Raw genomic sequence first — 17740 nt, 5'->3', positions numbered from 1 at the left:
GACCGCGTCGGCGATGGCAAGACCCCGAGACGAATCCGGTCCACGAGGTGGGCATTACGGTGGGGAGGTGGCTATACCCCTCTCCCTCGGCGTCCCGCGTTCCCGCGGACCGCAGTCGTTGCTCGCGGAACTTCTCAGCGGGAACCAGGACACGAGCCCGGCCGCAGGCGGCGCACTCGGACCGCGGGTGGTCCCGGCGTCGGCACTGCTCGACGCCGTCGGGACCGACGCCGGCCGCGTCATCGTGCATCTCGACGTCGACCCGTCCGTTCTCCGCACCACCGAGCAGGCGTCCTACGAGGCGGTCCGGTTCCACCTCGACTGCCCCGCGGACCAGCTCGGCGACGCGGTAGTGCTGCGGCTGCCCTCTCCGCTCGCGGTGTTCGTCACCGCAGACGGAAGCGACGACCCCGGTCTCGCCGAGACGGCGCAGCAACTCGCGGACGCCGGCCGCATCCCGGGCCTCGCGAGCGGACACTCGATCGGCGAGGTCGCCGACTTCCTGGCCGTCCTCGCGCACGCGGACGTCGGATACGTGGCGAGGGCCCGTGACACGGGCGAGGTGCTCGCGCTCCTGTCCGGGACCGTTGCGTCCCTTCGCGGCGACGACGTGCGGGCCGCGCTCGCGGCACCGGATCCGACGAGGCTCACCTCGCTGATCCCCGAGGCCGCGGAGGCCGTCCGCGAAGTCCTGCTGGGGGTCGAGGTGCACGACCCGGCGCTCGTCGCCCGTGAGCTGGCGGACGCGGGTCTGCGGTAAACATTCACCGTCAATGCGCCGGAGCGTCGACGCTCGGTGCGTAATCTCGTAGGCGTGCCAAAGATCGCGTATTTCGGACCCTCGGGAACCTTCACGGAGATGGCGCTCGCCCAGATCGAGGCCGCGGGTGCCTTCGACGGCCCGGTCGAGCGGGTGGCCGCGACGAGTCCGCCCGCCAGCCTGGCCAAGGTGCGCGACGGTGTCGTCGACGGTGCCGTCGTTCCCATCGAGAGCTCCGTCGAGGGGGCCGTGGTGCCCACCCTCGACTCCCTCGCCCTGGGCGACCGCCTGCAGATCGTGGCCGAGACCGAACTCGACGTGGCGTTCACGATCCTCGGCAGGGCGGGCATCGAACGGCTCGACCAGGTGCGCACCGTGCGGGCGTACCCGGTGGCGGCCGGTCAGGTGCGAATCTGGCTGGAGGAGAACTGCCCCGGCGCCGAACTCCAGACGGCGTCCTCCAACGCAGGCGCCGCCGAGGACGTGGCGAACGGCCTCGCCGACGCCGCAGTGTCCACCGCGCTCGCGGGCGAACGGCTCGGGCTGCGCAGCCTCGCCGACGGGGTCGCGGACGAGAAGAGCGCCCGCACCCGATTCGTTCTCGTCACCGCCCCGACCCGGGTGCCCGCACGCACCGGCGGCGACCGCACCTCGGCCGTCCTCGAACCCCACAACACCCCCGGCTCCCTCGTCGGTGTGCTCTCCGAATTCGCAACGCGCGGAATCGATCTCATCCGGATCGAATCGCGCCCGGTGCGCACCACCCCCGGCTTGTACCGCTTCTTCGTCGACTGCATCGGGCACATCGACGACCCCCTCGTCGCCGAGGCGTTCCGTGCCCTGCACCGCAAGTCGCACGTGCGGTTCCTCGGGTCCTGGCCCGCGGCGAACCCCAGCGGCCCGCCGCCGCCGTCCGACGAAGACGCAGCGGACTGGATCGAACGAATCCGTCAGGGAGAGAGGGAATCGTGAGCGGCAAGCTGATCCTGGTCCGGCACGGGCAGACCGAGGCCAACGTCGAGCGCAGGCTCGACACCCGGCTGCCCGGTGCCCGGCTGACACCCGAAGGGCTCTCCCAGGCCGAACGGCTGGGCACCGAACTCGCCGCCAGGGCGACGACGGCCGCCCTCGTGTCCTCGCAGGCACTGCGCGCCCGGCAGACGGCGCGCTTCGTCGAACTCGCGTCGGGCATCGCCGTCCAGGTACGGGAGGGATTGCACGAGGCCCAGGCCGGTGAACTCGAGGACCGCAGCGACGAGGAGTCGCACAAGCTGTTCATGAAGACGTTCCACCTGTGGCACACCGGCGAGCTGGACGCCCGGGTTCCCGGCGGGGAATCCGCTCAGGACATCCTCGAACGGTATGTGCCGGTCGTGGACTCCCTGCGGGAGCAATACCTCGACGACCCTGCGGAATCGGGAGACGTCGTGCTGGTCAGCCACGGCGCCGCCATCCGGCTCGTGGCGGCGCAACTCGCCGGGGTGCCCGGGCTGTTCGCCGCCAACAATCATCTGGCGAACACACAGTCGGTGGAGCTGACGCCGCTCGCGGGCGGCGGCTGGGAGTGTGTGCGCTGGGGAACCGTCGAGCCACCGTTCGAGCACCGGGTGATCCCCGGCGCCGACGACCCGATGGGGTGACGTCGTTGCGCGCACCCTGGGGTTGCGCGACGATGGAGGAAACCGTCCTCGAGGAGTGACGGCGGTGGATTGGTTCGTTGGCGATGACTACTCGCTCGGTCGGCTGCTCGTCACCGAGGGGCTCGCCGCGATCTACCTCGTCGCGTTCGTGGCCGCGAGAAACCAGTTCAGGCCGCTCGTCGGAAGCAACGGGATGCTGCCCATCCCGGTCTTTCTCCGCGCCGTCACGTTCGGACGTTCACCGAGCATCTTCCATTTCCACTACTCGGACAGATTCTTCGAGGCGATCTGCTGGACCGGTGCCGGACTGTCCCTCACCGCGCTGCTCGGTCTGACGCAGGTCATCCCGCTCGCGGCGTGCATGCTCGTGTGGTTCGCCCTGTGGGTGCTCTACCTCTCAATCGTCAACGTCTCCCAGATCTGGTACAGCTTCGGCTGGGAGTCGTTGCTGCTCGAAGCGGGTTTTCTCGCGATCTTCCTGGGCAATGCCTCGGTCGGTCCGCCGATACTCGTGCTGCTCGTGCTGAGGTGGTTGCTGTTCCGCCTCGAATTCGGGGCCGGGCTGATCAAGATGCGCGGCGACCGATGCTGGAAAGACCTCACCTGCCTGTACTACCACCACGAAACCCAGCCCATGCCCGGACCGTTCAGCTGGTACTTCCACCGGCTGCCGAAGCCGCTGCACAAGGTGGAGGTGCTCGGCAACCACGTTGCTCAACTGGTGGTGCCGTTCGGGCTGTTCGCGCCGCAACCGGTCGCGGCCGTCGCCGCGACGGTCATGATCGTCACCCAGCTGTGGCTGGTGGCGAGCGGTAACTTCTCGTGGCTGAACTGGACGACCATCGTGCTGGGACTGTCCGTCATCCCGGACAGCGTGTACGCGAAGGTGCTGCCCTTCGACGTCCCGGCCGCCGGCGACTCGGCGCCGATGCCCTTCGTCGTGCTGGTGATCGCGGTGACCGCGCTCGTCGTCGTGTTGAGCTACTGGCCGATTCGCAACATGATCTCCCATGGACAGCGCATGAATGCGTCGTTCAACAAGTGGCACTTCGTCAACACGTACGGCGCGTTCGGCAGCATCACCCGGGTGCGTTACGAGGTGATCGTGGAGGGCACGTCGGACGCACACGCCAGTGTGCGTTCCGAGTGGAAGGAGTACGGCTTCAAGGGGAAACCGGGAGACGTTCGCCGGCGGCCGCGCCAGTTCGCGCCGTATCACCTGCGGCTCGACTGGTTGTTCTGGTTCACGGCGATCTCGCCCGGCTACGCCGAACCGTGGTTCCGGGGTTTCGTCGAGAGGCTGCTGCGGAACGATCGCGACACGCTGAAGCTGTTGCAGTACAACCCGTTCCCCGAGGAGCCGCCGAAACACGTGCGTGCGCGCATGTACCGGTACGAATTCACCACCTGGAAGGAGCGCCGCGAGACCGGCGCATGGTGGAAGCGGCAACCGGTGTAGGTCAGTGGAGCCGGTCGGCCAGCGACTCCAGCGCCTGCCGCAGGCGCTGCGGGGTGCCGGGGCTGAGCGACGACCACGCCACCCCGTGCGCGGAGACACTGGACGAGCCGACGATACGCCCGGCGCGGGTGTCGAAGACCGTGACGGGTCCGCCCACGGGATCGTATCGTCCGTCGCCGTAGACGATTCCGACGATCTCGGCGTAGGTGGTGCAGCCGGCCATCGCGTTGCCGAGGACGATCGCGTCGCCCGCGGTCACCCCGAGTGCGGTGAGGGCGGCCGCGAGCGACTTGCCGTCCCCGCCTTGATCGAAGGCTTCGCCGAGCTGGACCGTGGGTGCGTTGACGACGCCGACGTTCATCGGGTCCACGGCCCCCAGCGCTCCGATCACAGAGGCGAAGATGTCGGCGCCCGCATCCTGGACGACGTACGTGTCGCCGGCGCGCAGGGTCAGCACCGCGAGGGCATCGCCCTGGGAGATGCACAGTCTCGAGATGCTGCCGTCGACGTACCAGCGCAGGGCGATCTCCCACAGCGGTCGGGCGAGAACCCGCAGGCGGTCGGCGAGTTCGGGGTGAACCCCGCCGCCCGAGAGCAGATCCCGGGCGGCGAGGGTGTCGACGGCGCCGCGGAACGCTGCGTCCCTGGCGTCGTACGTGTCGTACCGCGGGGTGGCGTCGACCACCACCGGCAGCACGTCGAGTGCGAGCGTGTCGACGAGATAATCCATTTCGTCGAGGCTCAGGGTCACCGCCGGGAGGGTCGGTACGCCCGGCTGGGTGCCCAGATCGATCACCGTCCGGACTCCCGGTGGTCGGGGTTCGCGCCGATGACCGAGGGAATGACGGTGCGTCCGTCGGAGAAGTGTTCGAAGTTCTTCAGGTAGTCGGGGGTCTCCCGCTCGTCCTCGTCCTGCGAACCCGCCCCGGCCGCGCCCGCTCCGCGCCCGACCGTCATCGGTCCGCTACCGGTGGCGCCGCGCGCCGCCGCAGCCGGGTTCACGTCGGCGCGAACGTCTCCGATCACCCCGCCGGGTGCGGTTGCCGGTGCGCCGGGCCGTGCGCCCTGGCTGCCGTCCGTCTTGCCCCAGCCCTCGGGCAGTGTCGCCCCGCCCGCGGCGCCCGCACCGATCGCACCGACCGAGGTGCGGGCTGCCGCAGCGCTGGTCGAGGCAGAGCCGCCGCCGTACGCGCCGCCCGACATCATCGGCGCACCGCCCACCATCGGGGTGACGCCGCCACCGGTGACCGCGGACAACGCCGCGCCGCCGATGTTGCTCGCCGCCGACGTGGCGGTGGAGACGGTGGTGCCCGCGATGCTGCCGACCTGGGACGCGGCCGTGGTGACGGCCGGGTTCTGGCCGGCGGCCATCAGTGCGGCAGCGGCGGCACGCGTCGGATCGAACTCTCCGTCGGACGGGATTTCGTCGAAACTCCCGACCTCCTTCGAATCGGCCTTGGTGACGATACGAGGGGGCTGCCTGTACGCGCGTGTGAGCGCCAGGATGTTCGACGCGGCCTCGTAACCCTCCATCACGAGCCCGGCGCGAATATCCATCGCGCGGTCCGCGGCTTCGGCGGCCGCGGCGGTGCCGTTGAGCGCACCGCCCGTCGAATACGCGGTGGCCTTCGCGGTCTTCACGGCGACGATCTCGGGGATGCTGGGCATGATGAGCGCGGCCGTGGTGTAGGCGCCCGCTTCGAGCCCCGCCTTCACGGCGGTGTCCGCGGCGAGTTCGGCACATTCGGCCGTCCACACCGTGAACGGCGTGATCTTCGCGAGCGCCGCGACCGCGGACACACCCTGCCAGCCGGCCGCGAGTTCGGCCATCACGCGGACCAGCGTGAGGTTGGCGTCGACGAAGCTCGTGGACAGTGCCGCCCACGCCGCGCTCGCCACGCTGAGCGGCACCGGGCCCGCGCCCGCGGCGAGGGTGGTCGAGTTGACGGTTGCCCCTCGGGGCAACCAGATGACACCTGTCAGTCCCATGGTCATGTCTGGTCTCCTAGTGGTCTCGAGGCGCCGGCCGTCACATGCCCGCAGCGAGGGACGCGCCGAGCGCAAGGTCCTCGGCGACATACAGCGCAGCCTGGGTGCGGAGCGTGTTCGCGGTCTCGCGCATCTCGAGAATGCCCTGGGCGACAGCAGGAGTGAACGTGTTGGCAACGGTGCCGAAGTAACCGGCCGCGTGCAGAGAGACCTCTTCGCTCCCGGACGGGAGCACGCGGATGGCCGCGGAGTTGAGAGCGACCGCTGCCTCGAGACGCGCGGCGAGCGCGTCGAGTTCCACGGCTGCGGCGACAAGAGCTTCAGGTGCGACGTGCAGAGCTGGCATAGCGTCGAACTCCTTCTTGACCTAGGCAGGCGGAAGGCAGTTGCCCCCCGGCAAACGAACTGCATGTGCAGCTGTCCCTACACACTTGGACGCTGCACCGCGCTCTTCGGTTCCCCCCGATCCCGAGAAATTCTTCTCGGGAAAACCGTTCATCCCCAGCCGAGCTCGTGCAAGCGATCTTCTTCTATCCCGAAGTAGTGCGCAACCTCGTGTATCACGGTGACGGCCACCTCGTGGACGACTTCCTCCTCCGAACTGCAGATTTCGAGGAGGGCGTCGCGATAGACGGTAATCGTATCGGGCAGCGATCCGCCGTAATGGCTGTCCCGTTCCGTCAGCGCGATCCCGTGGTAGAGGCCCAGAAGAAACGGGTCCTCGTCGTTGCGGTCGTCGACGAGGACGACGACGTTGTCGATCGCGGCCGCGAGCTGGGGTGGGATCAGATCGAGTGCGTCGCCCACCAATTCCTCGAATCGGTCGGGCGTCATGCTCACCGCCACATCAGTTCCCGGGGACCGGAGCTGCGCCGGGAAGCGGCGTCGGCATCGACCTGCCATCCGGGACCGGCGGCGGCGGCACGGGTGCCGCGCCGTTGATGAGGATCTCGCCCTTCGCCGAACCGGTGATGGTCGAGAAGCCGCCGGCGTCGGTCTCCTTGCCCACCGAGCAGTTCACCCGCCTGCTGCCCGCGAGCCAGCTGTCGAGTTCCAGGTTGTCCCAGAACAGCGTGAGCGTCTTGTTCCGCAGCGCGTCGGCGGAACCGAGGTACTCGTTGGCGGCCTGCGTGCACACGCCTTCGAGATACTTGTCCTGGTCTTCGACGGACGGCATCGAGGCGGGGAACTGGGTGGCCAGATCGACGACGGAGATCACTTCGAAGGCGTGGGGTTGCGCGCAGTCGACGGGATCGGTGGGCACGTTCTGGTTGATTCCGATGCAGGTGCCCGGATCCCAGATGTTGGATTGGTCCTGCTCGGCCACCCTGCCGGTGAACGGCAGCAACGTCCCTGCGGTGCTGGAGAATTGGAGGCCGCACCGCAGTGTGCGCTCGCCCGCCGCCCAGCCGGACTCGCTGGGGAACATGAGACCGACGCTGAACTTGCCGTACGGATCGAACTTCGCGCCGAGGTAGGTGTCGACGGCGGGCACGCAGTGTTCGTCGCGCAGCGCGGCGAACCGCAGCGCACCCGGGTAACGCGAACCCGGACCGAACTCGGCGCCCGGATACACGCTGAGATCCAGCGGCGCCGCCACCTCGAACCGGTGCTCCTCCGAGCAGTCGACCTTCGCGACGTCCTTCCGGTCTTCCTGCGGATCGTTCGACGGAGTCCAGTCGAGGCAGTCGCCTGCCGCCGCCGACGCGAACGCGTCGCCCTCCACCGAACCCGTCGCCTGCGGTCCGGAACCGGGCGAGTGCGTGGGGAGGTTCTCGCTGCGGTTGAAACCGCCGGCGATCGCGAACGTGGCGATCGCCGCCACCACGGCACCTGCCGCGACGGCCGCGAGCGCGCGACGCGTCGTGGTCGCGGACATGCTGCGGGGCGCCTTCTCCGGTTGCCCGGCGTTCTTCGGCTGGGGGTCGGCGCCGTTCGACTGATCTGAGGACATCGATTTCCATAATGCCTGTTCCGATCGTGGAAGCAGAACAACTCCCGCAATCGGCTCGAACCTGGCGTAACTTCGACGACCATGAGTGACGATCCTCAGCACTCCGCCGAGCCGGTGGATCCTGAACTGCAAGAGCTCGCCGGGCGTGTGTTCGACACGGCACGATCCGGCGACGCCGTGTCCTTGGCCACGTACCTCGACGCGGGTGTCCCCGTGAACCTGGCCAATCAGAACGGCGACACTCTGGTGATGCTGGCCGCCTACCACGGTCACGCCGTGGCCGTTCAGGTTCTGATCGACCGCGGCGCCGACGTCGACCGGCTCAACGACAAGGGACAGTCTCCGCTGGCAGGGGCGCTGTTCAAGGGTGAGGACGCCGTTGTGCGGACCCTCGTCGCCGGTGGTGCCGACGCCACGACCGGCCACCCGACCGCCGTCGACGCCGCCCGCATGTTCGGCCGCGAAGACCTTCTGAGCCTGCTGGAACCGAAACCGGAGTGAGCCGCTCCGCGGCGCCCGGTAGGGTTTGAAGCCGTGATTGACCTGAAGTTCCTCCGCGAGAACCCCGACGCCGTCCGCGAGTCGCAGCGCACCCGTGGCGAAGATCCCGCCCTGGTCGACGCATTGCTCGAGGCCGACGCCTCCCGTCGCGCCGCCGTTCTCGCCGGCGACAATCTGCGTGCCGAGCAGAAGGCGTTCGGCAAGAAGGTCGGGCAGGCGTCCCCGGAGGAGCGTCCGGCGCTGCTCGAGGGGTCCAAGGAACTCGCGGCCAAGGTCAAGCAGGCCGAGGCCGAGCAGCACGAGGCGCAGGCCGCGCTCGACGCCGCGCACCGGGCGATCTCCAACGTCGTCCAGGAGGGCGCCCCCGCGGGCGGCGAGGACGACTTCGTCACCCTCGAGACGGTCGGCGACATTCCCACGTTCGACTTCGAACCCAAGGACCACCTCGAGCTGGGTGAGTCGCTGGGGCTGATCGACATGGAGCGTGGCGCGAAGGTCTCCGGCGCCCGCTTCTACTTCCTCACCGGCTTCGGTGCGATGCTGCAGTTGGGAATGCTGCAGCTGGCCGCGCAGAAGGCGATGGCCAACGGCTTCCAGATGATGATCCCGCCGGTGCTGGTGCGACCGGAGATCATGGCGGGAACCGGGTTCCTCGGCGCCCACGCGGACGAGATCTACCACCTCGCCGACGACGATCTATACCTCGTCGGCACGTCCGAGGTCCCGCTGGCCGGGTACCACTCGGGAGAGATCCTCGACCTCGCCGACGGCGCGAAGCGGTACGCAGGCTGGTCGACGTGCTTCCGCCGCGAGGCCGGCAGCTACGGCAAGGACACCCGCGGCATCATCCGGGTCCACCAGTTCGACAAGGTGGAGATGTTCACCTACTGCAAGCCCGAGGACGCCGACGCCGAGCACCAGCGCCTGCTCGCCTGGGAGCGCGACATGCTCGCCGCCATCGGCGTGCCCTACCGCGTGATCGACGTGGCCGGCGGCGACCTGGGGTCGTCGGCGGCCCGCAAGTTCGACTGTGAGGCCTGGGTGCCCACGCAGCAGGCGTACCGCGAGCTCACCTCGACGTCCAACTGCACGACGTTCCAGGCGCGTCGTCTCGGTGTCCGCTACCGCGACGAGAACGGGAAGCCGCAGACGGCCGCGACTCTCAACGGCACCCTCGCCACCACCCGGTGGATCGTCGCCATCCTGGAGAACCATCAGCAGTCCGACGGCACCGTGCGGGTGCCCGAGGCGCTCGTGCCGTTCGTAGGTACGGATGTTCTGAAACCGTAATGCGCCGCACCGAGATTTTGGGAAGGCTACCCTTGCGCGAACGCTGGAATGATGTAACCCTTACCTAATCGAGTTGGTAAGGAGCTCCACATGTTCGTGTGCATCTGCAAGGCAGTCACGGAAGACGAAGTGCATGAGCACTGCGCCGCCGGAGCTGACAGTGCGGATGCGATCGGTGAGCGTTGCGGCGCCGGGTGGGGATGTGGAACCTGCGTCGATCGGTTGAAGGAGATTCTGGAGCGATCAGCCGTCAGCAGCGCGGCCGCGTGACGAAACTGCAGCACAACTGAATCCCGCGATCCACTACATCGCAGATACTGCCAGTGGTACGTTCGCCTCAACCGGGGCGAACGGAGAAGTCATGCGTGGCGACGACGAGATCATTGCTCTTCTCAACGAACAGCTGACCAGTGAGCTGACCGCGATCAATCAGTACTTCCTGCACTCCAAGATGCAGGCGAATTGGGGCTTCACCAAACTGGCGGACAAGACGCGGGCGGAATCCATCGAAGAGATGACGCACGCCGAGATCCTGACCGACCGGATCCTGTTCCTCGAGGCGCTGCCGAACTATCAGAAGCTGCTGCCGCTGCGTATCGGTCAGGACCTGCGTGAGCAGTTCCATTCCGACCTCTCCATCGAGGTCGAGGTGGTCGAGCGCCTGCGTCCGGGAATCCAGATGTGCCGGGAAAAGGGCGATGCCACGTCGGCGAAGCTCCTCGAGGGGATCCTCAAGGAAGAAGAGGATCACATCGACTACCTGGAGACGCAGATCGAACTGATGGACAAGATGGGCGACCAGCTCTACATGGCCCAGCTCGTCGATCAGCCGCCGACCGTCGGCTAGGCCGAAAACCGGATCACTGCCGGGTGAACGTATCCTTCGACGCCGCAGATGCGCCGACGGGTACATTCGCCCGCCGCGGTCAGAGCTTCGTGGACCGCAGCTCGTGTCCCTTGGACGTCTTGCAGCGCCCCGATTCGAGGTCCCACTGCCAGCCGTGCAGGTTGCAGGTGAGGTTGGTGCCGTCGACGACGCCGAACTTCGACAGGTCGGCCTTCAGGTGCGGGCAGCGTCGCTGGATCTCGTACCCGCCGAGTTCGATCGACGCGGAGTCGTCGTGGGCCTCGGCGAACCAGCCGTCGGCGTACGCGATCCGCTCGTCGGTCAGGCACTTGAAGAACGTGTAGAGGAATTCGTTGTACCCGCCGACGCGCCACGCCTCGAAGCGGGTGGACAGGAAGATGGTGTTCACCCAGTCGGGCTCGTCGTCGCGCAGCACCGTGCGCACCAGCTCGGGGGCGATGCGGAAGCCGTAGCGGTACTTGCCGTCCTTCTCGCCGCGCGGACGAACGGTGCGCTGCGGGAAGTCGAGGACGACGGTCTCGTCGCCCATCACCAGCCCGACCGGGTAGCCGATACCGTCGCAGATCAGGTCGGACTGCTTCATGATCGGCTCGAACTTCGCCTTCAGCGCCTCCAGCAGCGGCTCACCCTCGGCGGGGGCCCACGTCGCCTTCTCGGCAGCGAGGACCGGCGCCATGCGCTTCGCCATGTCCTCGATGTACGCGGCCTTGCCGGAGAAGATCTTGTCGACCTCGGCGTCCGGGATCGGGTGCGTCAGCGTCAGCTCGCCACCCTTCAGGTCAGCGGTCGACCCCGGGATCATCAGGATGCCGCCGTCGTTGCCGTGGATCCGCATCTGCTCGAGGAACGTGATCTGGTCGGGGAAGATGTTGCCCTCGTCACCCCGATCGTCGTTCAGGTAGCGCAGCGCGTCGTCGAGGAACACCGGCGGTCCGGCGGACGGCACCACCCAGGTGGCCGCGACCTGCTCGATGTAGCTGCGGCAGCGGTCCATGCCGCGCTGACGCTTCTGCTTGCCGAAGTTGGCCTTCGTCTTGGTGGGGATGTCGTAGACCATCGGGTACCAGATGGCGCCCGAGTACTGCAGCAGGTGGATGTCGATCTTGCCGAACTCGTCGTGCAGGACGTCCATGTCGACGGGGCGTGCGTCGTTCATGTTGAAACACGTGGTCTCACCGTCGGACACCACGAGACCCGAGTCGCCGATCGGACCGTCGGCGGGGGCGCGCAGGGCGATGATCATGATGTCCAGGTCACCCGGCGCGAGCGGAGCCTGCGGAGCGACGTCGATTCCAGCGCCGTTGATCCTGTGCTTGACGGAATCCTCGGTCTCGAAGAACTTGTGGAAGCCCAGCGCCTCGAGCTCCCGCTTGAGGTCCGGCACCGGGTAGTCGGGGAGCAGCACCGTCGCGTCCTTGTTGACGTGCTTGCTCAGGTTCTCCGGGTCGAAGTGGTCCTTGTGCAGGTGCGACACGTACAGGTAGTCGCAGTTGCCCAGGGCGTCCCAGTCGAGCTGGGTGTTGTCCGGGAACGGGAACCAGGACCCGAAGTACGCGGGGTTCACCCAGGGGTCGCACAGGATCGAGCCTGCCTCGGTCTGGATGTGGAATCCGGCGTGTCCGACGCTGGTGACCTGCACTGGTATGCCTCCTGGGAGCTGAGCGACTGTTCCAGAGTAGGCGTTCCCCCCAGGTGAGTGACAATGCGCGCTCCAGCACACATCGCCACTCACGTGCTGTCAGGTCACTTCGCCCAGGCAGTAGCCGTCGGGGCCGATGGACAGCGTGACCTGCCTGGTGCTCGTCGCACCGGACACGTCGGTGACGGGAACGGCCACTTCCAGGTAGTCGCCGCGGACCGGTGTGGCGGTCATCGCGTCGGCGGCGAACGCCGTGGTCCCGGCCAGGACGTCGGGGTCGAGCTGGAGCGGCGGCCGGCCGCCGTTGCCGGTGCCGGACGGGTCCCACGGGCTGAAGCCGGGGCAGATCAGCGGGTAGGCGGTCTCGGTGTCCGCCCTGTTCACCGGCGCGCCCGATTCCCGCGACAGGAATCGGGTGACGGCGTACTCGGCGTCGGTGGGCGTGTAGAAGTCGACGGTCCCGGCGGGGTGGACGTGCGGGCAGGCGTAGCCGGACGCGATCTCGCTGCGTTTGGCGGACACCGTGGTGCCGCCGCCGGTCCACGACACGGCGAACTGTCCGTCGACGCCGGGTTGCGCGAGCGCCTCGAGGATCGCGGACGTGTCGGCGTACTGGTCGGCGGCCTGGGCGGGCGGCAGCGTCCAGCATTTCGCGGGGACGGTGTCGGGCCGGGTGACCAGGTCGGCGGCCCAGGCACGGACGGCGTCGACCGCTGCGGGGTTGCCGGGCACCTCACCGACGATCACCTGCGGCACCGGGGCAGGCGGTGCGGTGGTCGTGGGCTCTGCCGCGGTCGTGGGCGCGGAAACGGTGTCGGCCGGGGGCTCCTCCGTCGGGATGCCGGACTGCGAATCGCACGCCACCCCCGCGCCGAGGATCACCGCGACGACCGGCGCGATGAGCGCCCTCCTGCCCCTGCCACCCATCTCCAGCGCGCCCTTTCTCTCGACTCCCCACCGAATGTCCGTCCCCGACGGCGGGCCAGATCGCGGATACCCGGCTACGCTAGCCGATTGTGGAACCCGTCTACCGAACCGTCATCGGCATTGCCCGCACCGTATTCGCCCTCGAGGGGCTGAAGTTCACGGTCAAGGGCGATCAGCACATTCCGTCGACGGGTGGGGCGGTGATCGCGATCAATCACACCGGCTACATGGACTTCACCTACGCCGGACTTCCGGCCCGCAGGGTGAAGCGGTACGTCCGCTTCATGGCGAAGAAGGAAGTGTTCGACAACAAGATCTCAGGCCCGATCATGCGCGCGCTCAAGCACATTCCGGTCGACCGGGCCGCCGGTTCGGATTCGTACAAGGCGGCCGTCGACTTCCTGCGCCGCGGCGAACTGGTGGGCGTCTACCCGGAGGCCACCATCAGCCGGAGCTTCGAGATCAAGGAATTCAAGTCGGGTGCCGCGCGCATGGCGATCGAGGCGAATGTGCCGATCGTCCCGGTGGTCATCTGGGGTGCGCAGCGGGTGTGGACCAAGGGGTTCCCGAAGCGGCTGGGCCGCACGAACACTCCCATCTCGATCGCCGTCGGCGAGCCGATCCAGCCGTTCGAACCCGCATCCGAGCTGACCGAGAAGCTGCACGCCACGATGACGACGATGCTCGCCGACCTCCAGCAGGGCTACGACCACCCGGCCGGCGAGTACTGGGTGCCCGCGCGCCTCGGTGGCAGTGCGCCGACGCTCGACGAAGCGAACAAAATGGACGCTGCCGACGCCGAGGCGAAGGCGCAGTCCCGTCGGGCCCGGGAGACCGGTAGCTAGAGAAGGTGGCGGTGGAGCCTGTCTACACGGCTGTCGAGTCGACGGCCAAGGCGTTGTCCCTGTTCCAGGGGTTGAGGGTGACGCGAGTAGGCCTCGACAACATCCCCACCGAGGGTGGTGCGGTGCTCGCGGTCAATCACACCGGATACCTGGACTTCGTGCAGTTGGCACTGGCGGTCGGTGCGGTGGACCGCAAACTGCGGCTCATGGCCAAGGTTGAACTCGCGAACAACAGGGTGATGGCGTTCCTGATGCGCGGGTGCGGGGTCATCCCGGTCGACCGGACCGCCGGCGCCGGTGCCTACCTCGCCGCGGTGGAGCGGCTGCGCGAGGGCGAACTGGTGGGCGTCTACCCGGAGGCGACCATCAGCCGGAGCTTCGAGATCAAGGAACTGAAGTCGGGTGCGGCGCGCATGGCGATCGACGCCCGGGTGCCGATCGTGCCCGTCATCGTGTGGGGCGCTCAGCGAATCGCCACCAAGGGGCAGCCGAGACAACCTGGGCGGCATCGTTTCCCGGTGACCGTCGAGGTCGGCAGGCCGATCGAGCCGCGGGAACCGGCGGAGGCCCTCACCGACACCCTGCACACGGAGATGGACGCGATCCTGCGCCGGGTGCAGGACGGATTCGACCATCCGGCGGGCGCCTACTGGGTGCCCCGGCGACTCGGCGGCAGTGCGCCGACGATCGAGGAGGCCACCGAGATGGACCGCCGCGAAGCCGAGGAACGCCGGGCCCGGTAACGGCCGCCGGTCGGCGTCGCGGACCCGGCAGGCAGAATGGCTGGGTGAGCCCAGACCGACCGAGCCTTGTAGCGTCCGATGTCGACGGCACCCTGATCGGGGAGGACGAGCGCATCAGCGCCCGCACCCGCGACGCCGTCGCGTCGGTGGTCGCGTCGGGAACTCCCTTCGTGCTGGCCACCGGCCGGCCCCCGCGCTGGATCCATCCCGTGGTCGAGGGCCTCGGTTACGCGCCGCTCGCCGTCTGCGCGAACGGCGCCGTCATCTACGACAGCGACAGCGACCGCGTGCTCAGCGCCGCGACCCTCGACGTGGAGACTCTCACCTGGCTGTCGGAGATCGCGCTCCGCGTGCTGCCCGGCGCCGGGCTCGCGGCGGAGCGCGTCGGGGTCAGCGCGCACGACGCCGCGACACCGCAGTTCGTGAGCTCGCCCGGGTACCAGCACGCCTGGCTCAACCCCGACAACACCGAGATGTCCGAGAACGAGGTCGTCGCGGCCCCCGCGGTGAAGCTGCTGATCCGGGTGCCAGAAATGTCCAGTCAGGCGATGGTCGACGCGCTGGCGCCGCACATCGGTCGCCGGGCCGACGTCACGTTCTCCACCGACAACGGGCTGATCGAGCTGTCGGCGTCGGGAATCACGAAGGCGTCGGGTCTCGCGCTGGTAGCGGAACGACTCGGCGTGACGGCGTCGCGGATCGTGGCCTTCGGTGACATGCCCAACGACATTCCGATGCTGAACCTCGCGGGCCGGGGTGTCGCCGTCGAGAACGCGCACCCCGACGCCAAGGCCGCCGCCGACGAGGTAACGGCCACCAACTGGGACGACGGGGTCGCGAAAGTACTCGAGCGCTGGTGGTCCTGAGACCACCAGCGCCCGAGAGGGTGAAACCCGATCAGCCGGCCGGTACCGGTGCCGGCTCGACGGGAGCAGGAGCGGGCTCGGCTGGAGCCGGCGGAACCAACGCCGGGTCCGCGGGCGGTGCGACCGGAGCTGCGGCATCGACCGGGGCACCGTTCGCGTAGGCCTCCGCGTAGGTGTCGTTGTAGGTCTTCAACACCTTGGTGACGATGCCGGTGATCTCGTTGAAGATCAGCGAACCGTTCTCGAAGTCGGTGCGCAGACCGCCCGGGATCGCGTACTCGTCACTGGTCGGCAGGCCCAGTTCGCCGTTGTCGGCTCCGAGGTTCTGCCACGTCTTGAAGATCTGTCCGAGGACCGCCCACACACCGCCGTTGGGCGAGGTGAAGATGGCGCCGTTGGCGAACTGTGCGCCCGAGTTCCCGGCCTTCGCCTGCAGCAGTCCGCTGAGGGCCTGGCCGAGCCGGCCGGTGTCGCCGCCTTCCGCCACCCACTTCTGGGCGACCGGCGACGGGTCGGTGAGCCGCAGCAGTTCGTTGACCAGGGCGGGGAGTCCGGCGCCGAGGCTGGAGCTGGCGTCCGTGCCGGGTCCGCCGGAGGGCGCCGGAGCCTCACCCGAGGGTGCGTCCGAGGCCGGCGACGCGTTGCCGCCACCGAGGCTGGCCGCCGCGATCTGCCGGATCTCGTCCATGTGTGAGTACGCCGCGTCGCCCGGGCAGGACGTGTTGCCGACATCGCGGTGCGCGAAGATCACCGGAAGATCGACCGCCTCACCCTCCGCGTAGGGAGTGAATTCGGTGCCCTCGGAGTACATCGTCGTCTCACCGAGCGGGTCGAGTCCGGCCTTGCCGAGCTTCCAGCCCAGGAACTTGCCGACGGCGTCGAGGGTGGCCTGCGGCGGATCCTCGGACGAGAAGTCGCCCATCATCGCGACTCCGGTGGTGTTCTCGTTGAACCCGCCGGCGTGCGCGCCCTGGACCGGACGGTCGAGACCGCCCGCGCGACCCTCGAAGATCTGGCCGTACTTGTCGACCAGGGCGTTGTAACCGATGTCGCACCAGCCGAGCGTCTGCGCGTGATAGGCGTAGATCGCGCGGACGATCTCCGCCGATTCGGCCTTCGAGTAGTCGTTGGCTCCCGCGGTGTGATGCACGGTGGCACCGCCGATGAAGTCGTCGTAGTCGGGATCCTGGCACCGGATGGACTCGTCGGCGCCCCACTGCTGGCGGCTGATGACCTTGGGACCGCCGCTGTCGAGCGGGCTCGCGATGTCGCCGAGCGTCGCGTCGCCGGGGCCGCTGCCCGGTTCGATGAGTACGGCCGTGACGTCGTCGGCGCCCGCGCGTGCGGGCTGCTGCCGCAACGGCGTGTTGACGGCGGCGGGGGTGTAACCGAGCGGTGCGGCCCCGGCGGCGGCGGGAGCCGGCGCGGGAGCAGGGGCTTCGGGTGCCGGGGCGGGAGCGGGAACCGGGCCGGGCGCGGGTGCGCCTGCCGGTGCGGGCGTCGAGGTGGGGGTCAGGATCTGGATCGCCTTGGTCAGCCCGACGTAGACGGGTTCGGTGGCGACCCTGCCGTCCGACGCCGTCTTGTCGGTGCGGCGCGTGTCGATCATGTCGGGGGAGACCCATTGCCCCCACGTTCCGTCGGCCTGCAGCGCACGGACCTTCGACTCCGCGGACGCGAGGGTCTCGGAGGTGAGCGCCACCATGCTGAACGGGGTGTCGCGGGACAGTTCCTTGACGATCGCGCCGGGCTGCTGATCGGCCGGGGGCAGGATCGCGGGGTCGGAGACGTCACCCGGGGCGGGGATCTTCAGTGGGATCTGCAGGCTCGGTATCTGGATTCCGCCGGGGAGCTGCACGTTGCTGGGGATGTGGAGGTACGGCGGGATCTTCAGGTTCCGGAGGTCGCCGATGTTGACGTCGGGCAGGGGCAGCCCGGTCAGTTCCTTCAGCGGAATCACGATGTCGGGGATCTGCGACAGCACTACCTGGGCGATCTCGGTGGACACGGCGGAGTTGGAGGTTTCGTTCGTGGATTTGACGTCGGAGGGTGCGCTACTGATGCCGTAGACCGCAACGGGACTTGCGACAGCCAGAGCGGCGACAGCCCCGAGGACGATCGAGGGCTTCGGTCGACGGTGCGGCAAGGGGGACTCTCCTCAGTTGTAGTTTCCTGCGAGCGACCTCGCGTGTCTGCAACTCGTGATACTTGTGTGACTGAAGAGGCTGTTGTTGCTAACTCCAACCACTCTTGCCACAC

19 protein-coding genes are annotated in these 17740 nt (G+C 68.4%); 11 read left to right on the top strand and 8 right to left on the bottom strand.

Features of this window, described 5'->3' with window-relative positions; translation table 11 throughout:
* Positions 1-67: 67 nt before the first annotated feature.
* The 4 genes from ACFVJ3_RS24145 to ACFVJ3_RS24130 are packed head-to-tail and all read left to right on the top strand — an operon-like array spanning position 68 to position 3859.
* Complete coding sequence (locus ACFVJ3_RS24145) at positions 68-760, top strand: hypothetical protein (protein WP_378454444.1); 693 nt, start codon at positions 68-70, stop codon at positions 758-760.
* Between the two features lie 36 nt (positions 761-796).
* Entirely contained in the window at positions 797-1732 is a 936-nt protein-coding gene (gene pheA, locus ACFVJ3_RS24140) for a prephenate dehydratase (protein ID WP_378454443.1), read from the top strand.
* Complete coding sequence (locus ACFVJ3_RS24135) at positions 1729-2400, top strand: histidine phosphatase family protein (protein ID WP_378454442.1); 672 nt, start codon at positions 1729-1731, stop codon at positions 2398-2400. Before pheA ends, ACFVJ3_RS24135 begins: the two co-directional genes overlap by 4 nt.
* Before the next feature lie 55 nt (positions 2401-2455).
* Entirely contained in the window at positions 2456-3859 is a 1404-nt protein-coding gene (locus tag ACFVJ3_RS24130; protein ID WP_378454441.1) for a lipase maturation factor family protein, read from the top strand.
* A 1-nt stretch (position 3860) separates the two neighbouring features.
* On the opposite strand, the gene ACFVJ3_RS24125 is transcribed toward ACFVJ3_RS24130, so the two are convergent.
* The 5 genes from ACFVJ3_RS24125 to ACFVJ3_RS24105 all read right to left on the bottom strand — a co-directional run bounded on the left by ACFVJ3_RS24125 (position 3861) and on the right by ACFVJ3_RS24105 (position 7802).
* On the bottom strand, positions 3861-4655 hold the full coding sequence (locus ACFVJ3_RS24125; protein WP_378454440.1) for an ESX secretion-associated protein EspG: 795 nt from the start codon (positions 4653-4655) through the stop codon (positions 3861-3863).
* Positions 4652-5854: a PPE family protein gene (locus ACFVJ3_RS24120; RefSeq protein ID WP_378454439.1), complete on the bottom strand. Its 1203-nt coding sequence runs from the start codon at positions 5852-5854 to the stop codon at positions 4652-4654. Before ACFVJ3_RS24120 ends, ACFVJ3_RS24125 begins: the two co-directional genes overlap by 4 nt.
* 34 nt (positions 5855-5888) lie before the next feature.
* Positions 5889-6194 (bottom strand): PE family protein, encoded by a 306-nt coding sequence (locus ACFVJ3_RS24115; RefSeq protein WP_378454438.1) that lies wholly within the window; start codon positions 6192-6194, stop codon positions 5889-5891.
* Between the two features lie 149 nt (positions 6195-6343).
* The gene (locus tag ACFVJ3_RS24110; protein WP_378454437.1) at positions 6344-6694 is read right to left on the bottom strand and encodes a metallopeptidase family protein; all 351 of its coding nucleotides are present in this window, start codon (positions 6692-6694) and stop codon (positions 6344-6346) included.
* 1 nt (position 6695) lies between these two features.
* Entirely contained in the window at positions 6696-7802 is a 1107-nt protein-coding gene (locus ACFVJ3_RS24105; protein WP_378454436.1) for a septum formation family protein, read from the bottom strand.
* Positions 7803-7883: 81 nt separating this feature from the next.
* Between ACFVJ3_RS24105 and ACFVJ3_RS24100 the strand changes: the two genes are divergently transcribed.
* From ACFVJ3_RS24100 to bfr, 4 genes are all read left to right on the top strand, one after another.
* Entirely contained in the window at positions 7884-8303 is a 420-nt protein-coding gene (locus ACFVJ3_RS24100) for an ankyrin repeat domain-containing protein (RefSeq protein ID WP_005260455.1), read from the top strand.
* 33 nt (positions 8304-8336) lie between these two features.
* Positions 8337-9593, top strand: a complete 1257-nt coding sequence (serS, locus tag ACFVJ3_RS24095) for a serine--tRNA ligase (RefSeq protein ID WP_378454435.1) — start codon at positions 8337-8339, stop codon at positions 9591-9593.
* 90 nt (positions 9594-9683) lie between these two features.
* Positions 9684-9863, top strand: coding sequence for a bacterioferritin-associated ferredoxin (locus tag ACFVJ3_RS24090; RefSeq protein WP_378454434.1), 180 nt, complete (start codon positions 9684-9686; stop codon positions 9861-9863).
* Between the two features lie 91 nt (positions 9864-9954).
* On the top strand, positions 9955-10440 hold the full coding sequence (gene bfr / locus ACFVJ3_RS24085; protein ID WP_072938629.1) for a bacterioferritin: 486 nt from the start codon (positions 9955-9957) through the stop codon (positions 10438-10440).
* Between the two features lie 79 nt (positions 10441-10519).
* Here the strand turns inward: bfr and ACFVJ3_RS24080 are convergent, their stop codons facing one another.
* The gene (locus ACFVJ3_RS24080; RefSeq protein WP_378454433.1) at positions 10520-12100 is read right to left on the bottom strand and encodes a Rieske 2Fe-2S domain-containing protein; all 1581 of its coding nucleotides are present in this window, start codon (positions 12098-12100) and stop codon (positions 10520-10522) included.
* 99 nt (positions 12101-12199) lie between these two features.
* On the bottom strand, positions 12200-13027 hold the full coding sequence (locus tag ACFVJ3_RS24075; RefSeq protein ID WP_378454432.1) for a hypothetical protein: 828 nt from the start codon (positions 13025-13027) through the stop codon (positions 12200-12202).
* Between the two features lie 89 nt (positions 13028-13116).
* Between ACFVJ3_RS24075 and ACFVJ3_RS24070 the strand changes: the two genes are divergently transcribed.
* The 3 genes from ACFVJ3_RS24070 to ACFVJ3_RS24060 are packed head-to-tail and all read left to right on the top strand — an operon-like array spanning position 13117 to position 15481.
* A complete protein-coding gene (locus ACFVJ3_RS24070) occupies positions 13117-13872 on the top strand; it encodes a lysophospholipid acyltransferase family protein (RefSeq protein ID WP_378454431.1) in 756 nt (251 codons plus the stop codon).
* Positions 13873-13883: 11 nt separating this feature from the next.
* A complete protein-coding gene (locus tag ACFVJ3_RS24065) occupies positions 13884-14615 on the top strand; it encodes a lysophospholipid acyltransferase family protein (protein WP_378454521.1) in 732 nt (243 codons plus the stop codon).
* A 44-nt stretch (positions 14616-14659) separates the two neighbouring features.
* Entirely contained in the window at positions 14660-15481 is an 822-nt protein-coding gene (locus ACFVJ3_RS24060; protein ID WP_378454430.1) for an HAD family hydrolase, read from the top strand.
* A gap of 31 nt (positions 15482-15512) precedes the next feature.
* Here ACFVJ3_RS24060 and ACFVJ3_RS24055 read toward each other — a convergent pair whose 3' ends face one another.
* On the bottom strand, positions 15513-17627 hold the full coding sequence (locus ACFVJ3_RS24055) for an N-acetylmuramoyl-L-alanine amidase (protein ID WP_378454429.1): 2115 nt from the start codon (positions 17625-17627) through the stop codon (positions 15513-15515).
* Between the last annotated feature and the right edge of the window lie 113 nt (positions 17628-17740).

Origin of the sequence: Rhodococcus sp. NPDC127593 (assembly GCF_042671975.1) — a bacterium.
In the GTDB taxonomy this organism is placed as follows: Bacteria; Actinomycetota; Actinomycetes; order Mycobacteriales; family Mycobacteriaceae; genus Rhodococcus_F.
This window is presented reverse-complemented; position numbering and strand designations above follow the sequence as displayed.

Excerpts from the sequence above, each read along its gene's own strand:
- ACFVJ3_RS24120 (WP_378454439.1), bottom strand. The coding sequence starts at position 5,854 with ATGACCATGGGACTGACAGGTGTCATCTGGTTGCCCCGAGGGGCAACC.
- ACFVJ3_RS24115 (WP_378454438.1), bottom strand. The coding sequence starts at position 6,194 with ATGCCAGCTCTGCACGTCGCACCTGAAGCTCTTGTCGCCGCAGCCGTG.
- ACFVJ3_RS24105 (WP_378454436.1), bottom strand. The coding sequence starts at position 7,802 with ATGTCCTCAGATCAGTCGAACGGCGCCGACCCCCAGCCGAAGAACGCC.
- ACFVJ3_RS24100 (WP_005260455.1), top strand. The coding sequence starts at position 7,884 with ATGAGTGACGATCCTCAGCACTCCGCCGAGCCGGTGGATCCTGAACTG.
- ACFVJ3_RS24090 (WP_378454434.1), top strand. The coding sequence starts at position 9,684 with ATGTTCGTGTGCATCTGCAAGGCAGTCACGGAAGACGAAGTGCATGAG.
- bfr (WP_072938629.1), top strand. The coding sequence starts at position 9,955 with ATGCGTGGCGACGACGAGATCATTGCTCTTCTCAACGAACAGCTGACC.
- ACFVJ3_RS24075 (WP_378454432.1), bottom strand. The coding sequence starts at position 13,027 with ATGGGTGGCAGGGGCAGGAGGGCGCTCATCGCGCCGGTCGTCGCGGTG.